At 48.1% G+C, this 23,868-nt stretch carries 21 protein-coding genes and 6 pseudogenes; 22 read left to right on the top strand and 5 right to left on the bottom strand.

Going from position 1 to position 23,868, the window contains the following annotated elements; translation table 11 throughout:
- Window positions 1-91: 91 nt before the first annotated feature.
- The 6 genes from ACOTX4_RS12805 (at window position 92) to ACOTX4_RS12780 (ending at window position 10,299) form a co-directional block, all read left to right on the top strand.
- The gene (locus ACOTX4_RS12805; protein WP_047054890.1) at window positions 92-2,674 is read left to right on the top strand and encodes a type VI secretion system Vgr family protein; all 2,583 of its coding nucleotides are present in this window, start codon (window positions 92-94) and stop codon (window positions 2,672-2,674) included.
- Between the two features lies 1 nt (window position 2,675).
- On the top strand, window positions 2,676-3,182 hold the full coding sequence (locus ACOTX4_RS12800; RefSeq protein ID WP_223831766.1) for a hypothetical protein: 507 nt from the start codon (window positions 2,676-2,678) through the stop codon (window positions 3,180-3,182).
- 208 nt (window positions 3,183-3,390) lie between these two features.
- Window positions 3,391-3,831: a DcrB-related protein gene (locus ACOTX4_RS12795; protein ID WP_032648541.1), complete on the top strand. Its 441-nt coding sequence runs from the start codon at window positions 3,391-3,393 to the stop codon at window positions 3,829-3,831.
- A gap of 3 nt (window positions 3,832-3,834) precedes the next feature.
- Window positions 3,835-8,259, top strand: a complete 4,425-nt coding sequence (locus tag ACOTX4_RS12790) for an RHS repeat-associated core domain-containing protein (protein WP_114138425.1) — start codon at window positions 3,835-3,837, stop codon at window positions 8,257-8,259.
- A gap of 8 nt (window positions 8,260-8,267) precedes the next feature.
- A complete protein-coding gene (locus tag ACOTX4_RS12785; protein WP_017384278.1) occupies window positions 8,268-8,831 on the top strand; it encodes a hypothetical protein in 564 nt (187 codons plus the stop codon).
- A gap of 949 nt (window positions 8,832-9,780) precedes the next feature.
- A complete protein-coding gene (locus ACOTX4_RS12780; RefSeq protein ID WP_032658889.1) occupies window positions 9,781-10,299 on the top strand; it encodes a hypothetical protein in 519 nt (172 codons plus the stop codon).
- Window positions 10,300-10,949: 650 nt separating this feature from the next.
- On the opposite strand, the gene ACOTX4_RS12775 is transcribed toward ACOTX4_RS12780, so the two are convergent.
- On the bottom strand, window positions 10,950-11,165 hold the full coding sequence (locus ACOTX4_RS12775; RefSeq protein WP_045332689.1) for a hypothetical protein: 216 nt from the start codon (window positions 11,163-11,165) through the stop codon (window positions 10,950-10,952).
- On the opposite strand from ACOTX4_RS12775, the pseudogene ACOTX4_RS12770 reads away from it, so the two are divergent.
- The 4 genes and pseudogenes from ACOTX4_RS12770 to comJ (ACOTX4_RS12755) form a co-directional block, all read left to right on the top strand.
- A pseudogene (locus ACOTX4_RS12770) lies at window positions 11,085-11,927 on the top strand (RHS repeat domain-containing protein); the annotation flags it as partial. The gene ACOTX4_RS12775 and the pseudogene ACOTX4_RS12770 overlap by 81 nt on opposite strands.
- A gap of 382 nt (window positions 11,928-12,309) precedes the next feature.
- Window positions 12,310-12,786 carry a hypothetical protein gene (locus tag ACOTX4_RS12765; protein WP_032628402.1) on the top strand — a complete coding sequence of 159 codons (477 nt, stop codon included), beginning with the start codon at window positions 12,310-12,312 and terminating at the stop codon, window positions 12,784-12,786.
- 71 nt (window positions 12,787-12,857) lie between these two features.
- Window positions 12,858-13,409 (top strand): hypothetical protein, encoded by a 552-nt coding sequence (locus ACOTX4_RS12760; RefSeq protein ID WP_022651387.1) that lies wholly within the window; start codon window positions 12,858-12,860, stop codon window positions 13,407-13,409.
- Window positions 13,410-13,573: 164 nt separating this feature from the next.
- Window positions 13,574-14,056, top strand: coding sequence for a competence protein ComJ (gene comJ, locus ACOTX4_RS12755; RefSeq protein ID WP_023314287.1), 483 nt, complete (start codon window positions 13,574-13,576; stop codon window positions 14,054-14,056).
- Window positions 14,057-14,088: 32 nt separating this feature from the next.
- Here the strand turns inward: comJ (ACOTX4_RS12755) and ACOTX4_RS12750 are convergent.
- Window positions 14,089-14,496: pseudogene (locus tag ACOTX4_RS12750) on the bottom strand (DUF933 domain-containing protein); the annotation flags it as partial.
- On the opposite strand from ACOTX4_RS12750, the pseudogene ACOTX4_RS12745 reads away from it, so the two are divergent.
- The 3 genes and pseudogenes from ACOTX4_RS12745 to ACOTX4_RS12735 all read left to right on the top strand — a co-directional run.
- A pseudogene (locus ACOTX4_RS12745) lies at window positions 14,483-14,641 on the top strand (RHS repeat protein); the annotation flags it as partial. The pseudogenes ACOTX4_RS12750 and ACOTX4_RS12745 sit on opposite strands and share 14 nt — an antisense overlap.
- Window positions 14,642-14,794: 153 nt before the next feature.
- Window positions 14,795-15,583 (top strand): hypothetical protein, encoded by a 789-nt coding sequence (locus ACOTX4_RS12740; protein WP_063937645.1) that lies wholly within the window; start codon window positions 14,795-14,797, stop codon window positions 15,581-15,583.
- Window positions 15,584-16,345: 762 nt separating this feature from the next.
- On the top strand, window positions 16,346-16,732 hold the full coding sequence (locus tag ACOTX4_RS12735; protein WP_235831794.1) for a hypothetical protein: 387 nt from the start codon (window positions 16,346-16,348) through the stop codon (window positions 16,730-16,732).
- A 519-nt stretch (window positions 16,733-17,251) separates the two neighbouring features.
- On the opposite strand, the pseudogene ACOTX4_RS12730 reads toward ACOTX4_RS12735, so the two are convergent.
- Window positions 17,252-17,649: pseudogene (locus ACOTX4_RS12730) on the bottom strand (DUF933 domain-containing protein); the annotation flags it as partial.
- Here ACOTX4_RS12730 and ACOTX4_RS12725 point away from each other — a divergent pair.
- From ACOTX4_RS12725 to ACOTX4_RS12685, 9 genes and pseudogenes are all read left to right on the top strand, one after another.
- Window positions 17,645-18,387, top strand: a pseudogene (locus tag ACOTX4_RS12725) (RHS repeat domain-containing protein); the annotation flags it as partial. The pseudogenes ACOTX4_RS12730 and ACOTX4_RS12725 sit on opposite strands and share 5 nt — an antisense overlap.
- 81 nt (window positions 18,388-18,468) lie before the next feature.
- Window positions 18,469-18,828, top strand: coding sequence for a hypothetical protein (locus ACOTX4_RS12720; protein ID WP_072199564.1), 360 nt, complete (start codon window positions 18,469-18,471; stop codon window positions 18,826-18,828).
- Window positions 18,829-18,833: 5 nt separating this feature from the next.
- The gene (locus ACOTX4_RS12715; RefSeq protein ID WP_045333143.1) at window positions 18,834-19,040 is read left to right on the top strand and encodes a hypothetical protein; all 207 of its coding nucleotides are present in this window, start codon (window positions 18,834-18,836) and stop codon (window positions 19,038-19,040) included.
- Between the two features lie 444 nt (window positions 19,041-19,484).
- Window positions 19,485-19,772, top strand: a complete 288-nt coding sequence (gene comJ, locus ACOTX4_RS12710; protein WP_023314282.1) for a competence protein ComJ — start codon at window positions 19,485-19,487, stop codon at window positions 19,770-19,772.
- Complete coding sequence (locus ACOTX4_RS12705) at window positions 19,769-20,251, top strand: hypothetical protein (protein ID WP_023314281.1); 483 nt, start codon at window positions 19,769-19,771, stop codon at window positions 20,249-20,251. Before comJ (ACOTX4_RS12710) ends, ACOTX4_RS12705 begins: the two co-directional genes overlap by 4 nt.
- 96 nt (window positions 20,252-20,347) lie before the next feature.
- Complete coding sequence (locus ACOTX4_RS12700) at window positions 20,348-20,755, top strand: hypothetical protein (RefSeq protein ID WP_223307894.1); 408 nt, start codon at window positions 20,348-20,350, stop codon at window positions 20,753-20,755.
- A 79-nt stretch (window positions 20,756-20,834) separates the two neighbouring features.
- A complete protein-coding gene (locus tag ACOTX4_RS12695) occupies window positions 20,835-21,215 on the top strand; it encodes a hypothetical protein (RefSeq protein WP_022651375.1) in 381 nt (126 codons plus the stop codon).
- Between the two features lie 16 nt (window positions 21,216-21,231).
- Window positions 21,232-21,597, top strand: coding sequence for a hypothetical protein (locus ACOTX4_RS12690; RefSeq protein WP_003856647.1), 366 nt, complete (start codon window positions 21,232-21,234; stop codon window positions 21,595-21,597).
- A gap of 100 nt (window positions 21,598-21,697) precedes the next feature.
- Window positions 21,698-21,988, top strand: a pseudogene (locus ACOTX4_RS12685) (YciI family protein).
- Window positions 21,989-22,037: 49 nt separating this feature from the next.
- Here the strand turns inward: ACOTX4_RS12685 and ychF are convergent.
- Together ychF and pth are read right to left on the bottom strand one after the other, a co-directional pair.
- Window positions 22,038-23,132 carry a redox-regulated ATPase YchF gene (gene ychF / locus ACOTX4_RS12680; protein ID WP_003856650.1) on the bottom strand — a complete coding sequence of 365 codons (1,095 nt, stop codon included), beginning with the start codon at window positions 23,130-23,132 and terminating at the stop codon, window positions 22,038-22,040.
- A gap of 126 nt (window positions 23,133-23,258) precedes the next feature.
- Window positions 23,259-23,843 carry an aminoacyl-tRNA hydrolase gene (pth, locus tag ACOTX4_RS12675; RefSeq protein ID WP_063937643.1) on the bottom strand — a complete coding sequence of 195 codons (585 nt, stop codon included), beginning with the start codon at window positions 23,841-23,843 and terminating at the stop codon, window positions 23,259-23,261.
- Window positions 23,844-23,868: the final 25 nt, after the last annotated feature.

Genomic DNA, 23,868 nt, shown 5'->3' with positions numbered 1-23,868 from the left:
TACTCATTATCACATCAACGGCGTTTCCGCTTTGCATACTGAGATGAGTTAACTTCTGGCACTGAGATTCGTCCATAGTGGAATAAAGATTATGCTCAACCGAATTACCGTCCAGCTCCCGGTTGAGGGGCTGCTCTTCTGGAAACTCTCCGGCCGCGAGGCGATGTCCGAGTCGTTCGCGCTGACGCTGACCGTGCTCGGCACAGACGCGCGCATCGACCGCAGCAGGCTGCTCGGCCAGCCGGTCACGGTGACCATCCCGACGCAGAATCTGCTGACCTCCCGCTATGTTAACGGCAAGATTACCCGCGTGGCGGTGAGCGCCGTGGAGCTGACGGGCACCCGCTATGCGGTGTACCAGCTGACGGTGGAGCCGGACCTGTGGCCGATGAAGCGCGACCGTAACCTGCGTATCTTCCAGGGCCAGACGGTACCGCAGATTGTCAAAACCCTGCTGGGTGAGCATCAGGTTAACCTCGAAGACAAACTCACCGGCAGCTACCGGGTGTGGGACTACTGCGTGCAGTATCAGGAGTCGAGCCTGGACTTCATCAGCCGCCTGATGGAGCTGGAGGGGATTGCGTACTACTTCCGCCATGAGGCGGACAAGCACACCCTGGTGCTGACCGACGCCGCGACGCAGCATCAGCCGTTCAGCGGCTATGAGGTTATTCCTTACCATCAGACGCCGTCCGGCGGCAGTACGGATGAAGAGGGCATCAGCCAGTGGGCGCTGGAGGACAGCGTCACGCCGGGGATTTACAGCCTCGACGACTACGACTTCCGCAAGCCGAATGCGTGGCTGTTCCAGGCGCAGCAGAACCCGGCGTCACCGAAACCGGGCAGCATCGACGTGTACGACTGGCCGGGTCGCTTTGTGGAGACAGGCCATGCGGAGTTCTACGCCCGCATCCGTCAGGAGCGCTGGCAGGTTGAGCATCAGCAGATTCAGGCCACCGCCACGGCGGCGGGCATTGCGCCGGGCCACATCTTCACCCTGACCAACGCGCCGTTCTTCAGCGACAACGGCGAGTATCTGGTGACGGCGGCGGGCTACCACTTCGAGGAGAACCGCTACGCGAGCGGCGAGGGGGAAACCATTCACCGCACCGATTTCAGCGTCATTCCGGCGTCGGTGTCCTACCGTCCGGCGCAGAGCACGGCGTGGCCGCGGACCTACGGCCCGCAGACGGCGAAAGTGGTGGGGCCGCAGGGGGAGAGTATCTGGACGGACAAATATGGCCGCGTGAAGGTGAAGTTCCACTGGGACCGCCTGGCGAAGGGCGATGACACCAGCTCCTGCTGGGTGCGCGTGTCGAGCGCCTGGGCGGGCCAGGGCTACGGCGGGGTGCAGATCCCGCGCGTCGGCGATGAGGTGGTGGTGGACTTTATCAACGGCGACCCGGACCGTCCGATTATCACTGGTCGCGTGTATAACGAAGCCAGCATGCCGCCGTGGGCGCTGCCTGCTGCCGCGACGCAGATGGGCTTTATGAGCCGCACCAAGGACGGTTCCGTGGACAACGCCAACGCCCTGCGCTTTGAGGACAAGGCGGGCGCAGAGCAGGTGTGGATCCAGGCCGAGCGCAACATGGACACCAGCGTTAAAAATGATGAAACGCACACCGTTGGCGGCGCGCGCAGCCATTACGTGAAGAAAAATGAGCTGCATCGCGTGGAGGCTAATCAGATCCAGGCCGTGAAAGGCGGAACCGAGATCCTGACGGGTAAAGGCAAGCTGGATGCAGCGGTGGAGCAGTACGTCATTGCTTCCGGGACGAAGCTGCGGCTGGTCTCGGGCGAGAGTGCTATTGAGCTTAACGCTAACGGCAAAATTAACCTGATCGGCAAAGAGTTTAACTTCTTTGTGGAAGGGGATGGGTATATCACCACAGGCGGTAAGCTGCATCTGAATACGTCGGGCACCAAGCCGGGCACAACGGCGCCGGGATCGGGGCATAAAGGGGATATTGATGCGGCGGTGCAGGAGAAGTTTTCTCCGAATAAAAGTGCTAAGAATCCGGCTCCCGCAGCTTCAGCGCCAGCAGCAACCAGACCAAAACCAACAACAAAATTTGCATCAGCGCCACCATTAAAAGGGAGTTACGTCTATCAAAATAATTCCTACAACTCTGATGTGATGCCCTTCAGTGAAGATGTAGTTAAGGAAATCAATAAGTCACCAACGCTTCAGACACAATTAAAAGATCTAAAAGATAAAGGGTGGGCTATTCAGCCGGGAGCAGCAGGAGGGGGGAGTTACGCTGATACGAATAACAAATTGATTGTCATGGACCCTGAACACATGGAAGATACAGCCACAACGGTGCAAACTCTGGCACATGAGGCAGGGCATGCAACTTATCCTGTTGCGGTAGATTCTTCGAGTAAGGAAAGCTTCATCAACAGCCAGCTTATGGATGAAGGTGGAGCAACGCTGAATAACATTAAAATACAACGCGAGATCCTTGCAAACGGCGGTATTGATATTGATATAGCGGGAAGTGCCGAAAACCTAAAAGCATATAATTCTGCCTATGATAAAATGGTAAGTGGTGAGTTATCTCGCATTGATGCAGCCAAAGCAATAGGAAAAGTGTATGGTAAAGGCGAAATAGCCTCAGGGACTAATCTAAATTATAATGATTACTATGGAGGATTCTATGGAAAGTAGGATGATTAAAGCTACATTCCTCATTGTTCTTCCACTATTTTCAATATTTACCTATGCAGGGCATAATAAAATGAATCAAGATTCGTTGTGGCAAATGATTAAAGAAATGAAATCAGTGTGGGGTAAACAAGTTGAGGATGTCAGTAAACTGTTTAACCAACCGCTGATTAATAATACACAGGAGAAAGAAGACCGTTATACTTCAGCTCCCTTTACGTTAACTGATGGCACACGGATCAGTAATGTGGATGTTCGTTTATGGGGAAATGGTGATAACAGCGTATCTTTGGTTTCTTTCGTAGTTAATCAACCATGTATTACTCTTGATCAAGTCAAATCTCATTTTCCGGATCTAAAATTGTCTAATATCCCTCGCGGAAACACGCCGGGACAATCAGTTGGATATCGCACCCCTACCGATGAACGCGGGCTGGCATGGGCATTTAGCTTTCCAGTTCTGAATCAGGAATGCCTGGGCAGGGTAGTTATGTCACGCTACGAACAATAAGTTGCGAGGCAATTTTACGGGCTGTGAAAGAAGATAATTATCAAACGGCCAATAATATCGCTGCCCCTAAAGTTTTTGCGGAAAAAAAGAAAGTGCTAACGTTCTAATGATCATATTTCTCTGAGTCGCTAAGCAGTAATTAATATTGGCGGTATAAATTTTAGCGCTTTTAATTTTATTTTTCTAATAAATCATCCCGAGTTCACTTATGAAATACACCCTCCAGGAAGGTTCCTTTACCCTTTTTCCTGCCGCCTGGCAGGACAACAGCATGAACATCATTCGCGATGACGAAAGCGGGCTGTCCGTGGTAGTCAGCCGCGGCGTTATCCCGGATGGCAGCGACTACGAACAAGAGTTTCACCGCCAGTGGGACGTGCTGCGTCCTCAGATGGGTGAGATCGCCCAGAGCGAATTTCAGCACGTAAAAGCCGGGCCTGACGGAAAAATTAACGGGCTGGAAGTTGAGACCACCTTTGACCGTAACGGCCAGCGCCTGTGGCAAAAACAGCTGGCCGTGCAGACGCCAGGCAAACCGGTACTGATGATTTTTACCCTCTCGGCCTTAAAAGCCTTTACGGAAGAGGACGAGGCGCGCTGGAGCGCACTGAAGCAAAGTCTGACGCTAAACGACAACCGGAATGTGTAAGGCATGAGCGATAACAACGCGGCCCGTAAGGGCGACGAGATTATTCACTCCAGCATTTTTGCTGATATTACCAGCATTGTGGCGGAAGGTGCCGCCTATGCGGTGATTGGCGCGGCGGTGGGCGCAGCAGCGACCGTCGCGGCCCCACTGCTGGGAGCCGGGGCCGCAGCAGCGGGCGTGGCGGCGATTGGATCCAGCTGTCTGTTGAGCGGCATTATCGGCGGGGTTCTGGCGAACGTCGCCGGGATCACCGACGATATCAGCAACGCCGCTGAAGGGCTGGGTAACGCGCTTTTCCCGCCGTCGCCCGCGGGCAAAATCACCACCGGTTCGAGCAACGTTCTGACAAATAAACTTCCCGCTGCACGCGCAGCCGGGACGTTAACGCCTGCCGATACCCCGTCCCCTGAGCCGCAGTCGCCGGGCAGCTTTGCCGACTACGCGGGTATGCTGCTCTCCGCTGCCGGACAGTTCGGCAGCGAGATGTGGCAGCCGAGCGTCGCCTCTGCTGCCGCGGGAACCTCGCCGCTGGAAGAAGACAAGGTGGCTTGCGAAAAGCACTCCGGGCCGCAGTATCTGGCGGAAGGCTCTAAAAGCGTCTTTATCAACGGACAACCCGCGGTACGCGCGAAAGATCGCACCACCTGCGAAGGCACCGTTTCCGACGACGTCTCCCCGAACGTGATCATCGGCGGCGACACCCTCACGGTCCGCGATATCAAAAGCGGTAAAACGCCGGGTCTGGCGTTGGGGATGATTGCGCTCTCCCTGCTGCGCGGGCGTCCGGGCAAGATCCTGAAAAACATGCCCTGCGCGCTGGCTGCTGCCGGTGGCGGGATGCTGGCTGATATGGCCGTCAACGCCGTGTTCGGCTCCTCGCACCCGGTTCACGCTGCTACCGGCGTGAAGGTGCTGAATGACGACGACGAACTCGATTTCTCGCTGCCGGGGCGCTTTCCGCTGCGCTGGCAGCGCAGCTACAACAGCCTGACCACCCGCGAAGGGCTTTTCGGTCTGGGCTGGGCTACCACCTTTGACAGCTATCTGACGCTGGAAGAAAACAATGCCACCTGGTTCGATGAAACCGGGCGCGAGCTGAGCTTTGAACTGCCGCCGGTCGACCGCGCGTTTTACAGCATTAGCGAAGGCATCATTATCCGCCGCAATGAGAGCGGCGACGTGGCGATAGCCGACGATGACGGCGCGGTGTGGCGTCTGTATAAACCGACCCGCGCTAACCCAGCCATCATGCGCCTGGCCTCCCTCAGCGACGAATACGGCAACGCGTTGCTGACGGAATGGGACGAGCACGGCAGGCTGATCGGTCTTCACGACGAGCCGCGAGCGATCGATGTCACCCTGCGCTATGACGATGAACGTTTCCCGCAGCGTGTTACCGCAGCCAGCCATCTCGACGGCAACAAAACCTGGCCGCTGATGCAGTGGGGGTACGATGCGCGCGGCCAGCTGGCGAGCGCGACGGATGCCTCCGGCGTGGTGACGCGTGAATACCGTTACAACGACCACGGCCTGATGGCCTGGCACCGCTTGCCGGGGGGGCTGGAGAGCGAATACCGCTGGCAAAAATTCGACCACTGGCGCGTGGTGGAAAACCGCACCAGCACCGGCGACGGCTGTCGCTTTACCTATGATCTAGCCGCCGGGCTGACGACCGTCGAACACTACGACGGTCAGACGCGAAAGCATTACTGGAACGCGCAAAACCTCATTGTTCGCTACGTTGACGAGAGCGGTGAGAACTGGCGCTACGAGTGGGATGACAACGAACTCCTAACGCGTCGCATCGATCCGCTGGGTAATGCCGTTACCTTCGTCTATGACGACATGGGCAACCGGGTGCAGGAGATCGACGCCGACGGCAACACCCGCACCACCACCTGGCTGGAGCACCGCGCGCTTCCCGCGGCCATTATCGAAGCTGACGGCAGCGCCACCCGGTTCTGGTACGACGAACATCACGGGCTGAAGCGCGTGGTGGACCCGATGGGGCAGACCACGCTGCTGCGTCGGGACGAGTTTGGTCAGGTTGTGGAAGAAGTCGATGCCGCCGGGAACAGCCGCTACCAGGAGTACAACGAGGCCGGGCAGATGGTGCGTGCGACGGACTGTTCGGGCCGTGTGACACAATACCGTTATCATCCGCTGGGCTGGCTGGTGGCTGAGACAGCCGCCGACGGTGAAGAGACTCGCTACCGCTACGACGCCGCAGGGCGTCCGGTGCAGCTCGACCGACCAGAAGGCTGGACCGAGTCGCTCAAATGGAACGAACGTGGCCTGCCGGTGAAGCATGCGGGCGCCGATGGGAAAGAGAGCGAGTTCAGATACGACGAGGCAGGGCGCTTAACCGCCACCCGTAATACGCAGGGTGAAGAGGTGCGCCGCCGCTGGGACAGCCGCGGGCGTCTGATTGCCCTGGAAAACGAGAACGGCGAAGCGTATCAGTTCCGCTGGGGGCCAGACTCGCTGCTGCTGGAAGAGGTGGGGCTTGATGGCGTGGCCTCGCAGTATCGCTATGACGCCTGCGGGCGCACGATTGCGCGCACCTTTGCCGCCGGTCATCCGGAGGCCATCACCCATGCCTTTGCCTGGAGCGCGAGCGGCCAGCTGGTCGCCCGCACCACGCCGGAAGGGCAGACCCGCTACCATTACACGCCGTCCGGCCTTCTGAGCCGGATTGGGCTTCATCCTGCGCTTTCAGCCGACGTGTGGACCACCGAGGCAGAGCAGGAGCTTGTGTTTGAGTATGACGCGCTCGGGCGCGTCACGCGCGAAGCGGGCGAGCATGGTGATCTGGCGTGGGGATATGATGCGCTGGGCAACCGCACCTCCGTCACGCTGCCCGATGGCCGCGAGCTGAAACAGTTCTACTACGGCAGCGGGCATCTGCTCAGCATTGCCCTCGATAAGCTGTCGGTCTCCGACTTTACCCGCGACGAGCTTCACCGCGAGACCAGCCGCACGCAGGGGCTGCTGACCACCCGCAGCGAATACGACCGCCTCGGCCGACTGCACCGCCGGGACGTTTTTACCGGCAATGCCCAGCGCCCGTCGCCGCGCCGCTGGTCCCGCCGCTGGGATTACGACTACCGTCATAACCTGGTGCGCGAAGAGCGGGACGATAACCCGTTCAGCTGGTACCGCTGGCAGTACGACAGCGCAGGCCGGCTGATGGTTCAGGACGGCACGCTGCCCGGACAGGAGCAGTGGCGCTGGGATGCAGCCGGTAACCCGCTCGAAGGATCTGCTGAGAAGGTTACGCACAACCGGCTGACGCAGCTGAACGGCATTCGCTGGCGCTATGACGTCCACGGACGCACCGTGGAGAAAGATAACGGACAGACCCGCTGGCACTACCGCTACGACGGTGAGCACCGCCTGACGGAGGTGATCAGCCAGCCGCGGGACCGCAACAGGCCGCAGACGCAGGTCAGCTTCCGCTACGATCCGCTCGGGCGACGCATCAGCAAAACGCGCCGCCAGATGCTGGGCGGCCAGCCAACCGGCAAGCCGGTCACCACGCGGTTTGTCTGGGAAGGGTTCCGGCTGTTGCAGGAGGTGCACGGGGACGTGCCGCTGACCTACGTCTACAGCGATCAGAACAGCTACGACCCGCTGGCGCGCATTGACGGCGTTGATGCTCCGGAGATTTTCTGGTTCCACTGCCAGCCCAACGGCACGCCGGAGCGGATGACGGATAGCGAAGGACAGGTGCGCTGGGAAGGGGTAAACAGCGCCTGGGGCAAGCTGCTGCGGGAAAGCGAGACGCAGGTATCAGGATATTCCCAGAACCTGCGCATGCAGGGGCAATACCTGGACCGCGAGACAGGGCTGCACTACAATCTGTTCCGGTATTACGACCCGGACTGCGGAAGGTTTACGCAGCAGGACCCGATAGGGCTGGCGGGGGGGATAAACCTTTACCAGTATGCGCCGAATGCGCTGGGGTGGGCAGATCCGTGGGGGTTGACTCCTGACGATCTCATTCGTTACCGGCCACATGATTCTCTTTCTGCTCAAGGTGGAGCTAGAAGCTCTGCTATTTCTAGGGCATGGGTGCAAGAAAAAGCCTTATTGCAGGATGGTGGGGCTGGCACAAGAAATTGGACAGCGCAAGAGAGGGATTTAATTTTGAAGACTCCCAACAAGAGCCTAACCTCTGTGATGTCCCGGGCAGGTTATACCGGGCATCATATCAATTCGGTAGAAGGCAATGGTACACTTGGTTCCAAATGGCAAGGTGATCCGAGGAACATTGTATTCTTGAAAAATCATAACCATCCCGACAAGTTCAATGAGCATGTCCATGGTGATCAAGGACATAGAGGGAATACTAAGAACTCGACGCGTGGGCGCTTAATCGATAGAGAAAGAACACTAAAATCTAGACAACGATGTAAGCAATTATAGGTGGAAAGATGAACATAAAAAATGCAGTCCAAGATCTTGTGAACAAATTTAAAATGAATGAATTGAATATGGGAGAGATAGACTATACAGACGATGAAAATGAGACTTCTTTTCCCGTGAATTTAAATGGGGAGGTTGATTTTTTTTATCGTCATTTGATTTTAAATGACAGTCCAACATTTGATGGTACTTTTTATTTACAGATTATTGAACCTCAAGATCTCAACGAAATATTATCCGGTTGGCGAGTTCAAAATGATACGGCTTGGCGCGATGAATATATAATCTTTGCTGAAAGAAATGGTGACGTTCTTTTTTGTGACACCCAAAATCTAACATCTCCTGTTTATGGTAGCATTCAAAAACGAAACTTTATAATTTCTGGTTCCTTAGCTGACTTTTTGAATGCTTTTTGTTCTGCTATTGAGATGGAACAAAATAATTATGATGGTGATGCTACAGATGATGAATTTAATTTAAGAGAAGATTTTCTGGAAGATATCGATGTGATGCTTAAAACTAAACTAAAAGATGTTGAGGTTGAAGGGTTTAAGAAATTCTTTTTTGGTTAGTTTTTAAGTTTTTTAATAATAAAGATTTACTGTCTTAGATACCTCCTTGCTTCTAAAAGCATTTATTTCTTATTCCCCTTTTTATAGGTGAGGAGGTTTATTTGCTATTGCTAATGAATAAACACATGAATAATATTTACATCTCTTGTAGAAAAAGGAAACGAATTTCATGATAAAAAAATAAGCCGAGGCTTTAGAGCAATAACAAAATGTCCGGCAGGCTCTTCCTGAGCCGCAGATCGAATGGAAAATTGCCAACTGCAACTCTGCGTACATGTACAGTGCTTGCTTTGCTCTCAAGGAGAACGATGAGGCGAAAAAATGGGGGGAGAGGATACTTAGTACACGTGGATCGGATATAGAGACAGCGCCGTTAATCGACCTCGGCATGGTTTTTTATGAGTTGAATCAATTTGATGAAGCGTACAAATATTTTAATGATTCTTATAACTACGTCAAAGAACGAACGTTTCAAGACAGAGCTGAAAAATACCTTGAGTTCTATTTTCCTAAGGGTGCGCAAGTTCGTTTTTTTCATAAAAAACAAATCAAACTTTAAACAAGAAGTTCATCCCATCGCCATTTTTAACGATTTGATTTTATGCTTTCTGCACGCAACTTACCTTTTTCTTTACGTCATGCTCATTCTTTTAAGTGTAAAGTCTTTAGATATTAGACTCTGAGCATTTAAAAGTCTTTTACCAGCTGTACGCAATAATGAAATTATGACAACTGCGATCGTCTGCTGGTAATCCACCTCGAACGACTTGCTGGAAAGGACACGCACAACCCCCTGACGCATGCTTAATCCGTTAAATCAAGGGGGATTGGCTCCTAAGCACGTTGATCCAACAACGCCAGGTAGATCGTATGTATTACCATCAGTATGGGCAGAATGGCTTGAAGAAGTAGCGATTCCAGGCTCCGGTAATGTAAAATAGGTTACTATATGAATATTAATAAAGATGATGATCTCCTTGTGATAGTAAAGAAAGAAGGAATATATTATTGGTTCGTGGCGTTCAAAGAAATGTGGGTTTTAGATAGAATTAAATGGATAGAGGATTTTGTGAAAAGTGGGGTGGAAATAAATCTACAGGATGTCCATAAGGAAAGATATAACATACCCGTAGTAAATGAAGAAAACGCGCAGATTTTTATTGATGGGTTAATTAAAGATGGCTATTCATTCGATAAGGATGACATAGCTGATGAGTTTTTTAGTAGGCTTTCGCAAAAAACAACTTGGTGGGATATATATGATCTTATGCCGGATTTGCTTATAGATTTTGATAATAAAAGACTATATTCGGAGTATGTTGAAAGTATGCATTATCAAAAATATGTTCCTGATGGTTGGCAAGGTGAGCTTGTTGATTTCTGCGGTAATGGAACGTTACCTCAAGATGAAATGTTCTGGATAAAGAATGGAACAAACCATAGAAACGTTATCATTGCTAAAGGGTAAAAAAAATTTTCAGCATACCATTTTAGATTATGCAATGGTCTTACAACACGCGAGTTAATTTTTGTGTTAACCGATAAAAAGCCATTATTAACCGTTGTAACCCTATTTGATGCTTAGGGCAAAAGCTTCTTTGCCTGCACTGCCACGAGGCACATTTTTCTATTACTTAAAAATCATCTGAACGAAGAAGGGGTTGTTGTCTTTAGCTATGTGGAAAACCAAAATGGCTGGCATGATTGGTTTTATTTAAATGGCATGAAGCGTAACGCGTTGTCTCGATCAGGCCCTGCTTATTATGATAAAATGCGATTCAAAACTTTTAACGATTCCCGCTCGCAAAAAAAAGGATTTAGAAGATATATTATTGTCGACCGGCAGACCTCTCCTAAGAAACGGTGGTGTCAGCCTCGCTAAGTATTAGAGTCTGGCCTTACTTGTTGAGTGATTAATCGAGTTGCCTTTTCAGACGTTAAAGCTTGCGACTACACAAATCATTTCTTTGGAGGTGAGCAAGAAGTCAGATCTCTAAGATATTTTTTTGACTCCCTAATAAAAAATGTACGTGAAAGCGTGGATTTTTCCCGTTCATAAAAATTAAACGTAAACAAGAAGTTCATCACATCGCCATCTTCAACAATGTAGTCTTTTCCTTATGCACGCATCTTGCCTCCTTCTTTCGCGCCTGGCCCTTCCTGACCCAGCTCTTCCATAAACTCTTCACGGTCGGCATCGTCCAGTTCGGTATTATCGGATTCAAAAGTGGCGCAAACTACTAACACTAACGAACCCGCAGCGAATATGACCGTCTTGGCCGCCTGCATCGCCGGGATATAGTTACCGGTAATTTTCAGTGCTCTTGGTTGCACCGCTGGGATACTACCGGTAACCCGCTCGAAGGATCTGCTGAGAAGGTTACGCACAACCGTCTGACGCACCTCAACGGCATTCGCTGGCGCTATGACATCCACGGCCGCACCGTGGAGAAGGATAACGGCCAGACCCGCTGGCACTACCGCTACGACGGCGAGCACCGCCTGACGGAGGTCATCAGCCAGCCGCGGGACCGCAACAGGCCGCAGACGCAGGTCAGCTTCCGCTATGACCCGCTCGGGCGACGCATCAGCAAAACGCGCCGCCAGATGCTGGGCGGCCAGCCAACCGGCAAGCCGGTCACCACCCGGTTTGTCTGGGAAGGGTTCCGGCTGTTGCAGGAGGTGCACGGGGATGTGCCGCTGACCTACGTCTACAGCGATCAGGACAGCTACGATCCGCTGGCACGTATTGACGGCGTTGATGCCCCGGAGATCTTCTGGTTCCACTGCCAGCCCAACGGCACGCCGGAGCGGATGACGGATAGCGAAGGACAGGTGCGCTGGGAAGGCGTGAACAGCGCCTGGGGCAAGCTGCTACGGGAAAGCGAGACGCAGATATCAGGATATCCCCAGAACCTGCGCATGCAGGGGCAATACCTGGATCGTGAGATAGGGCTGCACTACAATCTGTTCCGGTATTACGACCCGGACTGCGGGCAGTTTACGCAGCAGGACCCGATAGGCCTGGCGGGGGGGATAAACCTTTACCAGTATGCGCCGAACGCGCTGGGGTGGGTGGATCCGTGGGGGTTAAAATGTGGTTTTTCTCAAAAAGATCGTATAACACAAAGATGGGTGGATAGATTAACAGGGAAAAAACCCGCTGATGTTCATAATATTTTGACATCCAAAGGTTAGACGAGAACATATCCACAAGCCAATAAACCAGGAGCTATCCAACATATTCAATATGTCAAAACAACAAAATCAGGTACTACGTACAAATTAGATTATCATCCCGGAGGGACTCCAACTCAACCTAATATTCATGGTAATGATTACTGGAAAGTTTATCGCGGAGTTGATGGTGCTGATGTAGTATATGGGAGAATTGGTCATGGAGAGTTTAAAAATTATGATTTAATAACCGATTCACCTGTTTATGTTGACGGAGTTTTACTTAATGGGGGGGTATAAAATGATTGATTTTAATGCTGATATTTTATCAGGAAGAGCACTAGGTAACGTTTTTTTGGGGGATAATATCAGTAAGTACATAAGCGAGTTATATGCTGGCTATAAGGTAACTTACTTTGATTATTTCTTGCCTGATGATAAGAAAAGGCTTGCATATATTGTAGATGACACAATGACAATCGCTACCCTTGAAGATGGAACGATCATTTCTATTGGTTGTAACGTAAACTATAAGGGGAGGTATAATAAAATATTACAAACAGGCCAAACGATGGGGGAAATAATAGGGTTGACTTACAAACAGCGTATATTTAATGGCTGTATTATTATAAATGACGACTTTGGTTTTTCATTCGAGTTGCCAGCGCCATATGATGAAATTGCAGATAGCATTGCACATGTTCCACTAGATCTTGTTCTTAATGAAATCCGTGTTGCTGATTACTCTGATTGGAACCCACAAAAAATAAAACGCTGAAGTGTGGGTTAGGGTTGATCCCTCGGATTATTTACTTTACATAAAACCCTAGGTAAGCATTCTCTGGCGTCATGACATCCACTGTCGTAAGTAAAATACCCAGCGCCCGTCGCAGCGCCGCTGGGATTACTACTACCGCAATAACTTGGTGCGCGAAGAGCGGGACGATAACCCGCTCAAATGGTACCGCTGGCAGTACGACAGACAGTGCCGGGCGTCTCCTGGTTCAGGACGGCACGCTGGCCGGAGAGGAGCAGGGGGTCTGGGATGCAGCCGCTAACCCGCTCGAAGGTTCTGTTGAGAACATTACGCACAACCGCCTGGCGCAGCTGAATGATATTCGCTGGCGTTATAATACCCATGCTTGCACTGTAGAGAAGGATAACGGCCAAACCCGAGGAACCGCAACAAACCGCAGACGCAGGTCAGCTTCCGCTACGATCCGCTCGGTCGCCGCATCAGTAAAACGCGACGCCAGAAGCTGGGCGGACAGCCAACCGGCAAGCCATCACCACCCGGTGTGTCTGGGAATGACTGCCTACTGGGGGAAGCGCACGGGGATGTGCTGTTCACCTACGTCGACGAAAGTGGTCAGGACAACTACGATTTGCTGGCGCGTGTAGATAGTGTTGATGCTTCATATATCTTCTGGGTCCATTGCCAATCCAACGGCACGGCACAACTTATAACTGATATCTAAAAGCAGTAATTTTGGTGCAGGTTCGAGTATTGGTAATGTTTTTCCATAACAATCATATGGAACAAAAATAAAAGTCTAGGGAATATAATGAGTGATAAGATCATGCAAACAGTAGATCTGCTAATTTCACATAGTCAAATATTGTTACGATCCAGAGACTATGACGAAAAGCTGAGTCAGTGGGGAAAAGGTAATGTTTCTCAAGGCGCTGTTTTACACAAGGATTATGTTGTATTCGATCCATTACCAGAGGACGCATTTGGAGCAAACGTCAATATCAAAATAGATAATGCTTTTAAATTAGATCAAAATGCACAACGCTGCATTGTTGTTCCATTTTTTATTACGGATAAAAATAAGATCCAGATCGCATCTGCGACAGAGAAATTTGATGTAAGCATTAACGTAACCGGCAAGATTTATTCGCTCTTTTATGAGGTTTGTGAAGGGGACGAGATTTATTATAATTTTACTCTTGTGCCTGAAAAAGAAGCAATCCCTGCTAAGTTTTTATTAGACGACCCTTGGGGAGGGAAAAAATACAATCCTCTAAAAGAGGGTTTTTTTTAAAGTTAATAATAACTAAATCGAATGAAAAAAAATCATACGTTAAACAAGAAGTTCACCACATGAACCTCGTTAACGAAGTAATCTTTCCCTTCCGTACGCATCTTGCCTGCTTCTTTCGCGCCTTGCTCACCCTTGCAGGTGATAAAGTCTTAATACGCGATAGTCTGCGCACGAATGAAGCCCTTCTCAAAGTCGGTGTGGATCTTACCGGCCGCGTGAGGCGCAGTCGCACCGACAGGGATGATTCACGCGTTCACTTCTTTCACGCCCGCGGTGAAGTAGGTTTGCAGGCTGAGCAGCTCATAGCCCGCGCGGATCACGCGGTTCAGCCCCCGCTCGGCCATGAACTCTTTATGGTCGCCGTCGATGATTTCAGCGATATCGGATTCAACCGCGGCGTAAACCGCTACCTCTACAGAACCTTTACCGCTTGAAGACTCTGCTGAGAAGGTCACGCACAACCGTCTGACGCAGCTGAACGTCATTCGCTGGCACTACCGTTATGACGGTGAACATCACCTGACGGAGGTCATCAGCCAGCTGCGGGACCGTAACAGGCCGCGGACGCAGGTCAGCTTCCGTTACCCTCATACATTGTGACATTCCCAACAGTCAATCAATATAGAGGTGATCCTTTGGGTTATCATCAAGCGTTACAGGTAAAATTAGATGTAACTGGCTTAGATGTAATTGAACCCCGGAAAAATACATTTTTGATCTTAAACACAAAAGATCTCGTTGTCTCTAAAAGAATTGTTAAAAGTGGGAGGAGTTGTGGTTGAGGTGAAAAAATATTATAAAGGAAGTGTTGATTTTATTGCAGGTGAAGGGACTATTCTCAATGAGTTCATAGGAGAAGTAGCCACGCGACAAATAAATATTATAGATGGAAATTATTATGCTTCTTCCTCTTTGCTAGATAAAAAAGAAAAAGTTGGCTTCCTGCTGTATGATGGTAAGAAAAGCGACCTGAACTTAAGTGACGCCGAAGAAATTTCAAATGAGGAATTTGAAGTTTTCTGGCAAACATCAACGGGTTCATTGCAAGAAAAAAAGCGAATAAAATACTTGTCTGGAGATGCTGTGGAACCTTTGAAAAAATCCACAGTTATTGCTCATATTGTGAATAATAAAGGGAAGTGGGGTAAAGGTTTTGTTCTGTCCCTTTCAAATAAATATCCTGTGGCAAAAAAAAGCTATCTTAGTTGCTTCAAAGAAAATAACTTCCCAGAATTAGGGGTGGTTGATTTTGTTATGGTTGATGCTCAGGAGAAGATATTTATTGCGAATATGTATGCGCAGGATGGTATAAAGAAAAATATCAACGACAAAAAACAATACGTATGTTATGACTCTCTGAAAGTTTGTCTTGAAAAATTATCTGACTTTGCTTTAGTTAATCGCCTTTCTATACAAATGCCAAGGATAGGAGCTGGCCTCGGTGGTGGTGATTGGAATGTTATAGAGTCCTTAATACTAAAAAATATTTGCTATAAAATGATTGATTGCAATGTAATAACTTTATAATTTTAAATAAAATTTAACCATAGATTATGGTGTTTTTGGCGGTTTCTTAGGCAAAGTTTTTTATTTAAAAGGACATGATCTTAAGTATTATAATATCTATAACAATATACTATTGATCAAGGGAACGAGTTTCACGACAACCAAAAATACGCCGAGGCTTTAGAGCAAAACCAAAAAGCCTGGCAAGCGCTTCCTGAGCCAAAGCTCGAATGGGAACTCGCCAACTGGATCGCTGCCTGCATGTACAGCGCATGTTTTGATCTTGCGGATTATGCTGAGGAAAACAAATGGGGAAAAACGACATTACGGACACGTGGATCGGATATAGACACTGCACCCTTAATCGATCTCGGCATGGTCTGTTATGAGTTAAATCAATTCGAGGAAGCGTATAAATATTTTAACGATGCTTATAACTACAGCAAAGAGCGTGCGTTTCAGGATAGACCTAAAAAATATCTAGAGTTCTATCTGCGCAAAAGGGATAAGTTCGTTACTCTATAAAAAAATCAAACATTACGCGTGGATCCGACAACGCCAGGTAGGTCGTGTGAATTACCATCAATATGGGCAGAATGGCTTGAAGAAGTAGCGATTCCAGGCTCCGGGAATGTAAGATAGGTTACTATATGAATATCAATAAAGATGACGAACTCCTTGTGATAGTTAAGTATGAAGGAAGATTTTATTGGTTCGTTGCGTTCAAGGAAATGTGGGTCTTAGACAGAGTAAAATGGGTAGAGGATTTTGTGAAAAAGTGGGGTGGAAATAAACCTACAGAATACCCATAAGGAAAGATATGACATACCAGTTGTAAATGAAGAAAACGCGCAGATATTCATTGAAGGTTTAATTAACGATGGTTATTCATACGATAAGGATGACATTGCTGAGGAGTTTTATAAAAGGCTTTCGCAAAAAACAATTTGGTGGGATATATATGAACTTATGCCGGATTTATTTATAGACTTTGATAATAAAAGATTATATTCGGAATATGTTGAGAGTATGCATTATCAAGAATATGTTCCTGATGGTTGGCAAGGTGAACTTGTTGATTTTTGCAGTAATGGATCGTTACCTCAAGATGAAATGTTCTGGATAAAAAATGAAACTGATCATAGAAGCGTTTTGATCGCTAAAGGATAAAATATATTTTCGGCAAACCATTTTTAGACAATACAATGGTCGATTCAACACGCCAATTTGTGTTTGTGTTAAGCGAGACAAAGCCGTTACCAATCGTTTTGACCATCTTCAACGCTCAGGGTGAAAAACTATTTTGGTCTGCATCTCCTGAAAGTGCTATTTTCTATTACTTAACATTAAACCAGTCAAAGAAAGTGGTTGTTGTATGTAATTTTACAGTAATACAAAATGGCTGGCATAATTGGTTTTATTCTTGGGATATGAAGCGTAACGCGTTGTCTAGATCAGGACCTTCGTACTAAATTCACATTTAACATTAAAATTACAGCGACAAGAGTGCCTGAAACTGGCGTACGCAAAGGGGGTATACCTGCTAAAGGTGAGAGACTTGCCTGACCAGCAGAGCGTTTACACCAGCACCCTTTTCAGACGTTAAAATTTGCGACTGCCGACATCATTCTCTTTACCATGTAAAAAAAAATCCACGCCCAAGCGGGGATTTTTCCCATTAAAAACAACTCAAAGGTTAAACAAGAAGTTCATCACATCGCCATCTTTAATGATGTAATCTTTGCCTTCCGCACGCATCTTGCCTGTTTCTTTCGCGCCTTGCTCTCCCTTGTAGGTGATAAAGTCTTCAAACACGATAGTCTGTGTACGAATAAAGCCTTTCACGAAATCGGTGTGGATTTTATCGGCCGCCTGAGGCGCAGTCGCACCCACAGGGATGGTCCACGCACTTCTTTTACGCCCGCGGTGAAGTAGGTTTGCTGGCTGAGCATCTCATGGCCCGCGCGGATCACGCGGTTCAGACCCTGCTCGGCCATGAAATCTTCACGATCGGCGTCGTTCATTTCAGCGATATCGGATTCAACCGCGTTCCAAAACGCTACCACTACAGAACCTTTATCGCTTGAAGAGTCTGCTGAGAAGGTCACGCACAACCGCCTGACGCAGCTGAACGGCATTCGCTGGCGCTATGACATCCACGGCCGCACCGTGGAGAAGGATAACGGCCAGACCCGCTGGCACTACCGCTACGACAGCGAGCATCGCCTGACGGAGGTCATCAGCCAGCCGCGGAATCGCAACAGGCCGCAGACGCAGGCCAGCTTACGCTATGACCCGCTCGGGCGACGCATCAGCAAAACGCGTCGCCAGATGGTGGGCGGACAGCCAACCGGTAACCCAGTCACCACCCGGTTTGTATGGGAAGGGTTCCGGCTGTTGCAGGAAGTGCACGGGGATGTGCCGCTGACCTACGTCTACAGCGATCAGGACAGCTACGATCCGCTGGCACGTATTGACGGCGTTGATGCCCCGGAAATCTTCTGGTTCCACTGCCAGCCCAACGGCACGCCGGAGCGGATGACGGATAGCGAAGGGCAGGTGCGCTGGGAAGGGGTGAACAGCGCCTGGGGCAAACTGCTGCGGGAAAGCGAGACGCAGGTATCAGGATATTCCCAGAACCTGCGTATGCAGGGGCAACACCTGGATCGTGAGACAGGGCTGCATACAATCTGTTCCGGTATTACGACCCGGACTGCGGGCGGTTTACGCAGCAGGACCCGATAGGGCTGGCGGGGGGGATAAACCTTTACCAGTATGCGCCGAACGCGCTGGGGTGGGTGGATCCGTGGGGGTTGAGCCGCGAGTGTAGCGGTAAAACAAAACCTGATTTCTATGTTGGTCCAAATGGCCCTAGTTCGACTATGCCTTCTACAGCATATCGTTATATGGATAGCAAATATGCTCCACAGACAATAGAAAATAAATCAGCCCCGTTAAGTTATTTTGGGTATACGAAATATAAATCTGCACATGAAGCCAGGGACGCCTATCAAATTTTTTATGAGAAAGGTAATCCTGATTCATGGAGTGATGCACGTTTATTAGGTGAGTTTGATACATTACAACTGTATAAAAATGGAGTGCCTCAGGTGCAAGTACCTCTTGCCAATGGTGGTCGAGGGCCTGGATATGAGCTTTTCACCAGTGCATATCCTGAGTATGGTAAAGGTGGGGCATTACAGTTGCTACCAATCGAACGTAATTACCCTGTTATTTTTGAACGTGTTACTATAATTCCGGAGTAAAAGCGATGACAGATGAAGAGTTACGAAAGAATCTTGTTTTTTTAATAAAAAAATATGTTCCGGAAAGTCAACAAAAAGCATTTTATGATGATATATCAAAGTCTACTATGCCAGTGAAAGGTATTTTAGCTGACTTTAATAAAATCAAAACCAGAACTGTTGATGAAGTTGATGGAGATTTAATACGGGATATTTACTTTTATTTTTGTTGACAGATAATTACGTGGGGGATTTATTTTTCCGTTCGTTTTTTTATATTTTTTTGGTTGGGAATGGCTCGGTAAAGAGATGAAAATTATCTTTACCGGCAATCAAAATATTAGCAATGGCGTTTAGGAAATTATTAGTTACGCTGATCTCACAGAAAAAATAATTGAAAATATTTAATTATGCTGGTGATTTGTATAATGGAGAGGACTAAATCAGGCGGTTAGTTGTTGCCGAATATCCTAATTAAACTATAATGGGGGTTTCAGGGTTTGCGCTTGTTACTAACCTGCTGCTCAAAGTTTGAGCAGCAGGGGAAGGGTGCTTCCCCTATCAGTTTTCATATTACAGCTAATCATTAACCCCTTAAAGAATTTCACAAGCATTTTATTTTTAATGGACTGACCCCACATTATCGGTAGAACGATAATAAAAATCGAGGTAATGTAATGAATGATAAAAAAATACAAATAGTTGAGCTACTGATTTCACATAGTCAAATGTTGTTACGATCCAGAGACTATGACGAAAAGCTGAATTACTGGGGAAAAGGCAATGTTTCTCAAGGTGCTGTTCTTCACAAAGATTATGTTATATTCGACCCATTACCAGAGGACGCATTTGGAGCCAACGTCAATATCAAAATAGATAATTCTTTTATATTAGATGAAACTGCTCAACGCTGCATTGTAGTGCCATTTTTTATTACAAATAAAAATAAGCTTCAGGTCGCATGATTGAATTTAAATTCAACCCGATTACCGGTGAGCTAAACCTTGATGGTCTTCCTTTAAAAATAGATACTGAAGAAGGCTTTTGTAAGTGTGATTTATACCACGAATTAGTAAAACGCAAAGCTGTAAATAAAAATATGTCGAATCACTACCTTGTTGACTCAGTAATGTTTTTCGATAAAGAATTTCAAGTTACTATACGCCCGGTGTGCTATGGTTTTCATTTTATGCTTCATCTTGTTGATAAAAATAGTCAATACTATAAATCATTAAATGATTGGAATGCACGAACTAATGTTCACATGCTAAATGAATCAGTGAAAAGCCTGTCTGATTGGCTGAAAGAATCACTGAACCTGGACACGCCTGATACCACGGAAACAGACATCATTAGGTGGAACTTTGAGTGGGGGCGGGTTTCAGTCTCATATGAGACAAAGTCATTTAATCATGGGGTATATATAGTTTGGAATATAAAGTAGTCACTTCCAAAAAAGGTGGTTTAGATATGTTAGAAATGAAACTTGATGTTCATACTGGATTTGTAGAAATTAACAACTACCCCATCGAATTAAAAGATGTTGATACTTTTAAAAATTCCGCATTTTACAAGTTTTTTCTCGCCATTGACTACAGTAGGTCCTTTTTATTTCGCTATCGATAATGTTAAATGGAAAGATCAAGTTTTCATTTTGGAACTGAGGCCTTCAGCATTTTCTTTTTCTCCATCATTATTCCTTACTAGTAAGGATGGAAGTTTTTATAAAACGTTAGAGGATTGGGATAAAAGGGCTAGTCTGAGTAATTTATCGGATGAGCAGCAGCGTTTGACAGTATGGGTTGAGAATGAAATAACATCAAAGCCTAATCTTAAAATTAACAATCCCCCATATGGATTTCAATGGAGGCATGAATGGGGAAATATTGTTGTACAATCTAATGAAAAAAGCTTCGATTGTGGTGTTTATATAGAATGGAATGTTTGACTAAATGATGTTAATGATTAATAAAATCCTCCATTTCTTATAGCCTTACTTTTTTATTGATAAACTTAAAATTTAAATAATGAAACTTACTAATCGACTGAAAAAGAAGTTATTAGTCCTTGATGGCATTGACAATGATTTCATAGAGTATGGAAAGGAAATAACATGCCCTGAATGCGAGGGGGTAATAGTCTACTCTATCGTAAACTCATATGAGTTTGACACGCTCACAGAAGAGGTAAAATGCTTTTTGGTTAAGAAAATGAGAGGTGTGAAGCTTGATAGTGAACATAAGAAATATAGCTATGATGAAAGCCAATTAGATGTTTCGAAAAACACATGTTCAAAGTGTTTAAAAGAGTTTTCCGCTATATTAACGTATAAAGAAGTGCAGCCAGCCCGATACCGGGTATATCTTGTGGGGCTTTTTGAAGGTGATTTGAAGCAGATCAAACTTTAAACGTTGAGGTTTACCAATGATTGAAAATCTCATTTGTATTAAAGAAAAAGACCTGCTTCAATGGGCATGTGGTGAAAGTAACATACTGGTTAGTGTGCCATTTTTAAGCTATGCATTGGTCGACTTAACACGCCAGTTAGTCTTTGTGTTAAGCGAGCCTAAGCCATTACCAACCGTTTTGACCATCTTCAATGTGCAGGGCGAAAAACTATTTTGGTCTGCCCCTCCTGAAGGTGCGACTTTCTATTACTTAACATTCAACCTGTCAAAGGAAGTGATCGTTGTCTGTAGCTATCCAGCAAAAAAAAATGGCTGGCATGATTGGTTTTATTCCTGGGATATGAAGCGTAACGTGTTGTCTCAATCGGGCCCTGCGTATTAAGTTCAAAAGCGCCAAAAAAATGATAACTATAACCGGTGGCAAAAAAGGAACTGTATCAGCAGTTATATCAAGCAGTTTAAAAAAGGCTACGAGGAAAAAGATGACTACGGTTTACATTGTCATATTGACGTATATAAACCCCTTGAGGAGGTTGACCCAACGATACCTTCTCATGTTGAGTGACTAAAAAAGGGTATTCAGAGGGGATATTTCTGACTTCCGGAAGACGGATCCCAAGAACTGGTGGGGTCATTCTCGCTAAATCTGAGAGTCCTGCATCTCTTAAAGAGCGCTAGCGCGAGGGCTCTTTTCAGGCGTTAGGCTTGTGTCTGCCGAAATCATTCCCTTAGATTCCAGCATGAAAACTGATCTCTTAGACAATGTGTTTTAACCTCACAATAAAAAAATCCACGCCAAAGCGTGGATTTTTTTCATTCAAATCAAACGTTAAACAAGAAGTTCATCACGTCGCCATCTTTAACGATGTAATCTTTCCCTTCCGCACGCATCTTGCCTGCTTCTTTCGCGCCTTGCTCACCCTTGTAGGTGATGAAGTCTTCAAACGCGATAGTCTGCGCACGAATGAAGCCTTTCTCGAAGTCGGTGTGGATCTTACCAGCCGCCTGAGGCGCGGTCGCACCCACAGGGATGGTCCACGCACGCACTTCTTTTACGCCAGCGGTGAAGTAGGTTTGCAGGTTCAGCAGCTCATAGCCCGCGCGGATCACGCGGTTCAGGCCCGGCTCTTCCAGACCCAGCTCGGCCATGAACTCTTCACGATCGGCGTCGTCCAGCTCTGCAATATCAGATTCAACGGCAGCGCAAACCGCAACCACTACAGAACCTTCAGCCGCAGCGATTTCACGCACTTTGTCCAGATACGGGTTGTTCTCGAAACCGTCTTCGTTAACGTTGGCGATGTACATGGTTGGCTTCAGGGTCAGGAAGCTCAGGTATTTGATCGCCGCTTTGTCTTCGTCAGTCAGGTTTTTCAGCGCGCGCAGCATGCCAGCGTTTTCCAGCTGTGGCAGACATTTTTCCAGCGCAGCCAGTTCCGCTTTCGCGTCTTTGTCGCCGCCTTTGGCTTTCTTCTGCACGCGGTGAATTGCGCGCTCGCAGGTGTCGAGGTCAGAGAGCGCCAGCTCGGTGTTGATGACGTCGATGTCGTCAGCCGGATCCACTTTGTTGTTAACGTGGATAATGTTGTCGTTCTCGAAGCAGCGCACAACGTGGCCGATCGCTTCGGTTTCACGGATGTTGGTAAGGAACTGGTTGCCCAGGCCTTCACCTTTGGATGCGCCTTTTACCAGACCCGCGATGTCCACGAACTCCATGGTGGTGGGCAGAATGCGCTGCGGCTTCACGATTTCCGCGAGCTGGTCCAGACGCGGATCGGGCATAGGCACAACGCCGGTGTTCGGCTCGATGGTACAGAACGGGAAGTTCGCCGCTTCAATACCTGCTTTGGTGAGCGCGTTGAACAGGGTGGATTTGCCCACGTTTGGCAGACCGACGATACCGCATTTGAATCCCATTTCTAAATCACCTTAATATCTTGATAATCAATCCGTTAACGATAACCGATTGAAGAAAAGTAAATAACTACGCCTATTATACACGTAACCCGCGCGACGCGCGGTAAAAAAGCCCCAGAACGCCGATTATTGCGCTTTGAAAGCGTGCAGTCGATTGGTGGCTTTCGTCAGGCCGTCCTGAAGCCAAATCTCGGTGCAGCGGGCCGCTTCGTCTACCGCTTCGTCAATCAGCTTCTGCTCAGAAACCGGGGGTTTACCCAGTACGAAACCAACAACTTTGTTTTTATCGCCCGGATGGCCGATTCCCACGCGCAAACGGTGGAAATTAGGGTTATTACCCAGTTTGCTGATGATGTCTTTCAGACCGTTGTGGCCGCCATGACCGCCGCCCAGTTTGAACTTCGCCACCCCTGGCGGCAGGTCCAGTTCGTCGTGGGCCACCAGGATCTCATCCGGATTGATGCGATAAAACGTTGCCATAGCTGCCACGGCTTTGCCGCTCAGGTTCATAAAGGTGGTTGGCACCAGCAACCGCACGTCAGTACCCGCAAGATTGATGCGTGAGGTATACCCGTAAAACTTGGGTTCTTCACGCAGGGGAGCGCGCAAACGCTCCGCCAGCAGATCAACATACCAGGCACCGGCGTTATGGCGGGTAGCGGCATACTCTGTGCCCGGATTGGCGAGGCCGACAATCAGTTTAATCGTCACGATTTACTTCCTAATGGGTTCCAGA

The organism is Enterobacter cloacae complex sp. IR5459 (genome assembly GCF_049238005.1).
In the GTDB taxonomy this organism is placed as follows: domain Bacteria; phylum Pseudomonadota; class Gammaproteobacteria; order Enterobacterales; family Enterobacteriaceae; genus Enterobacter; species Enterobacter hormaechei_C.
The sequence above is the reverse complement of the archived record's forward strand: the minus strand, read 5'-3'. Positions and strand labels throughout refer to the sequence as shown.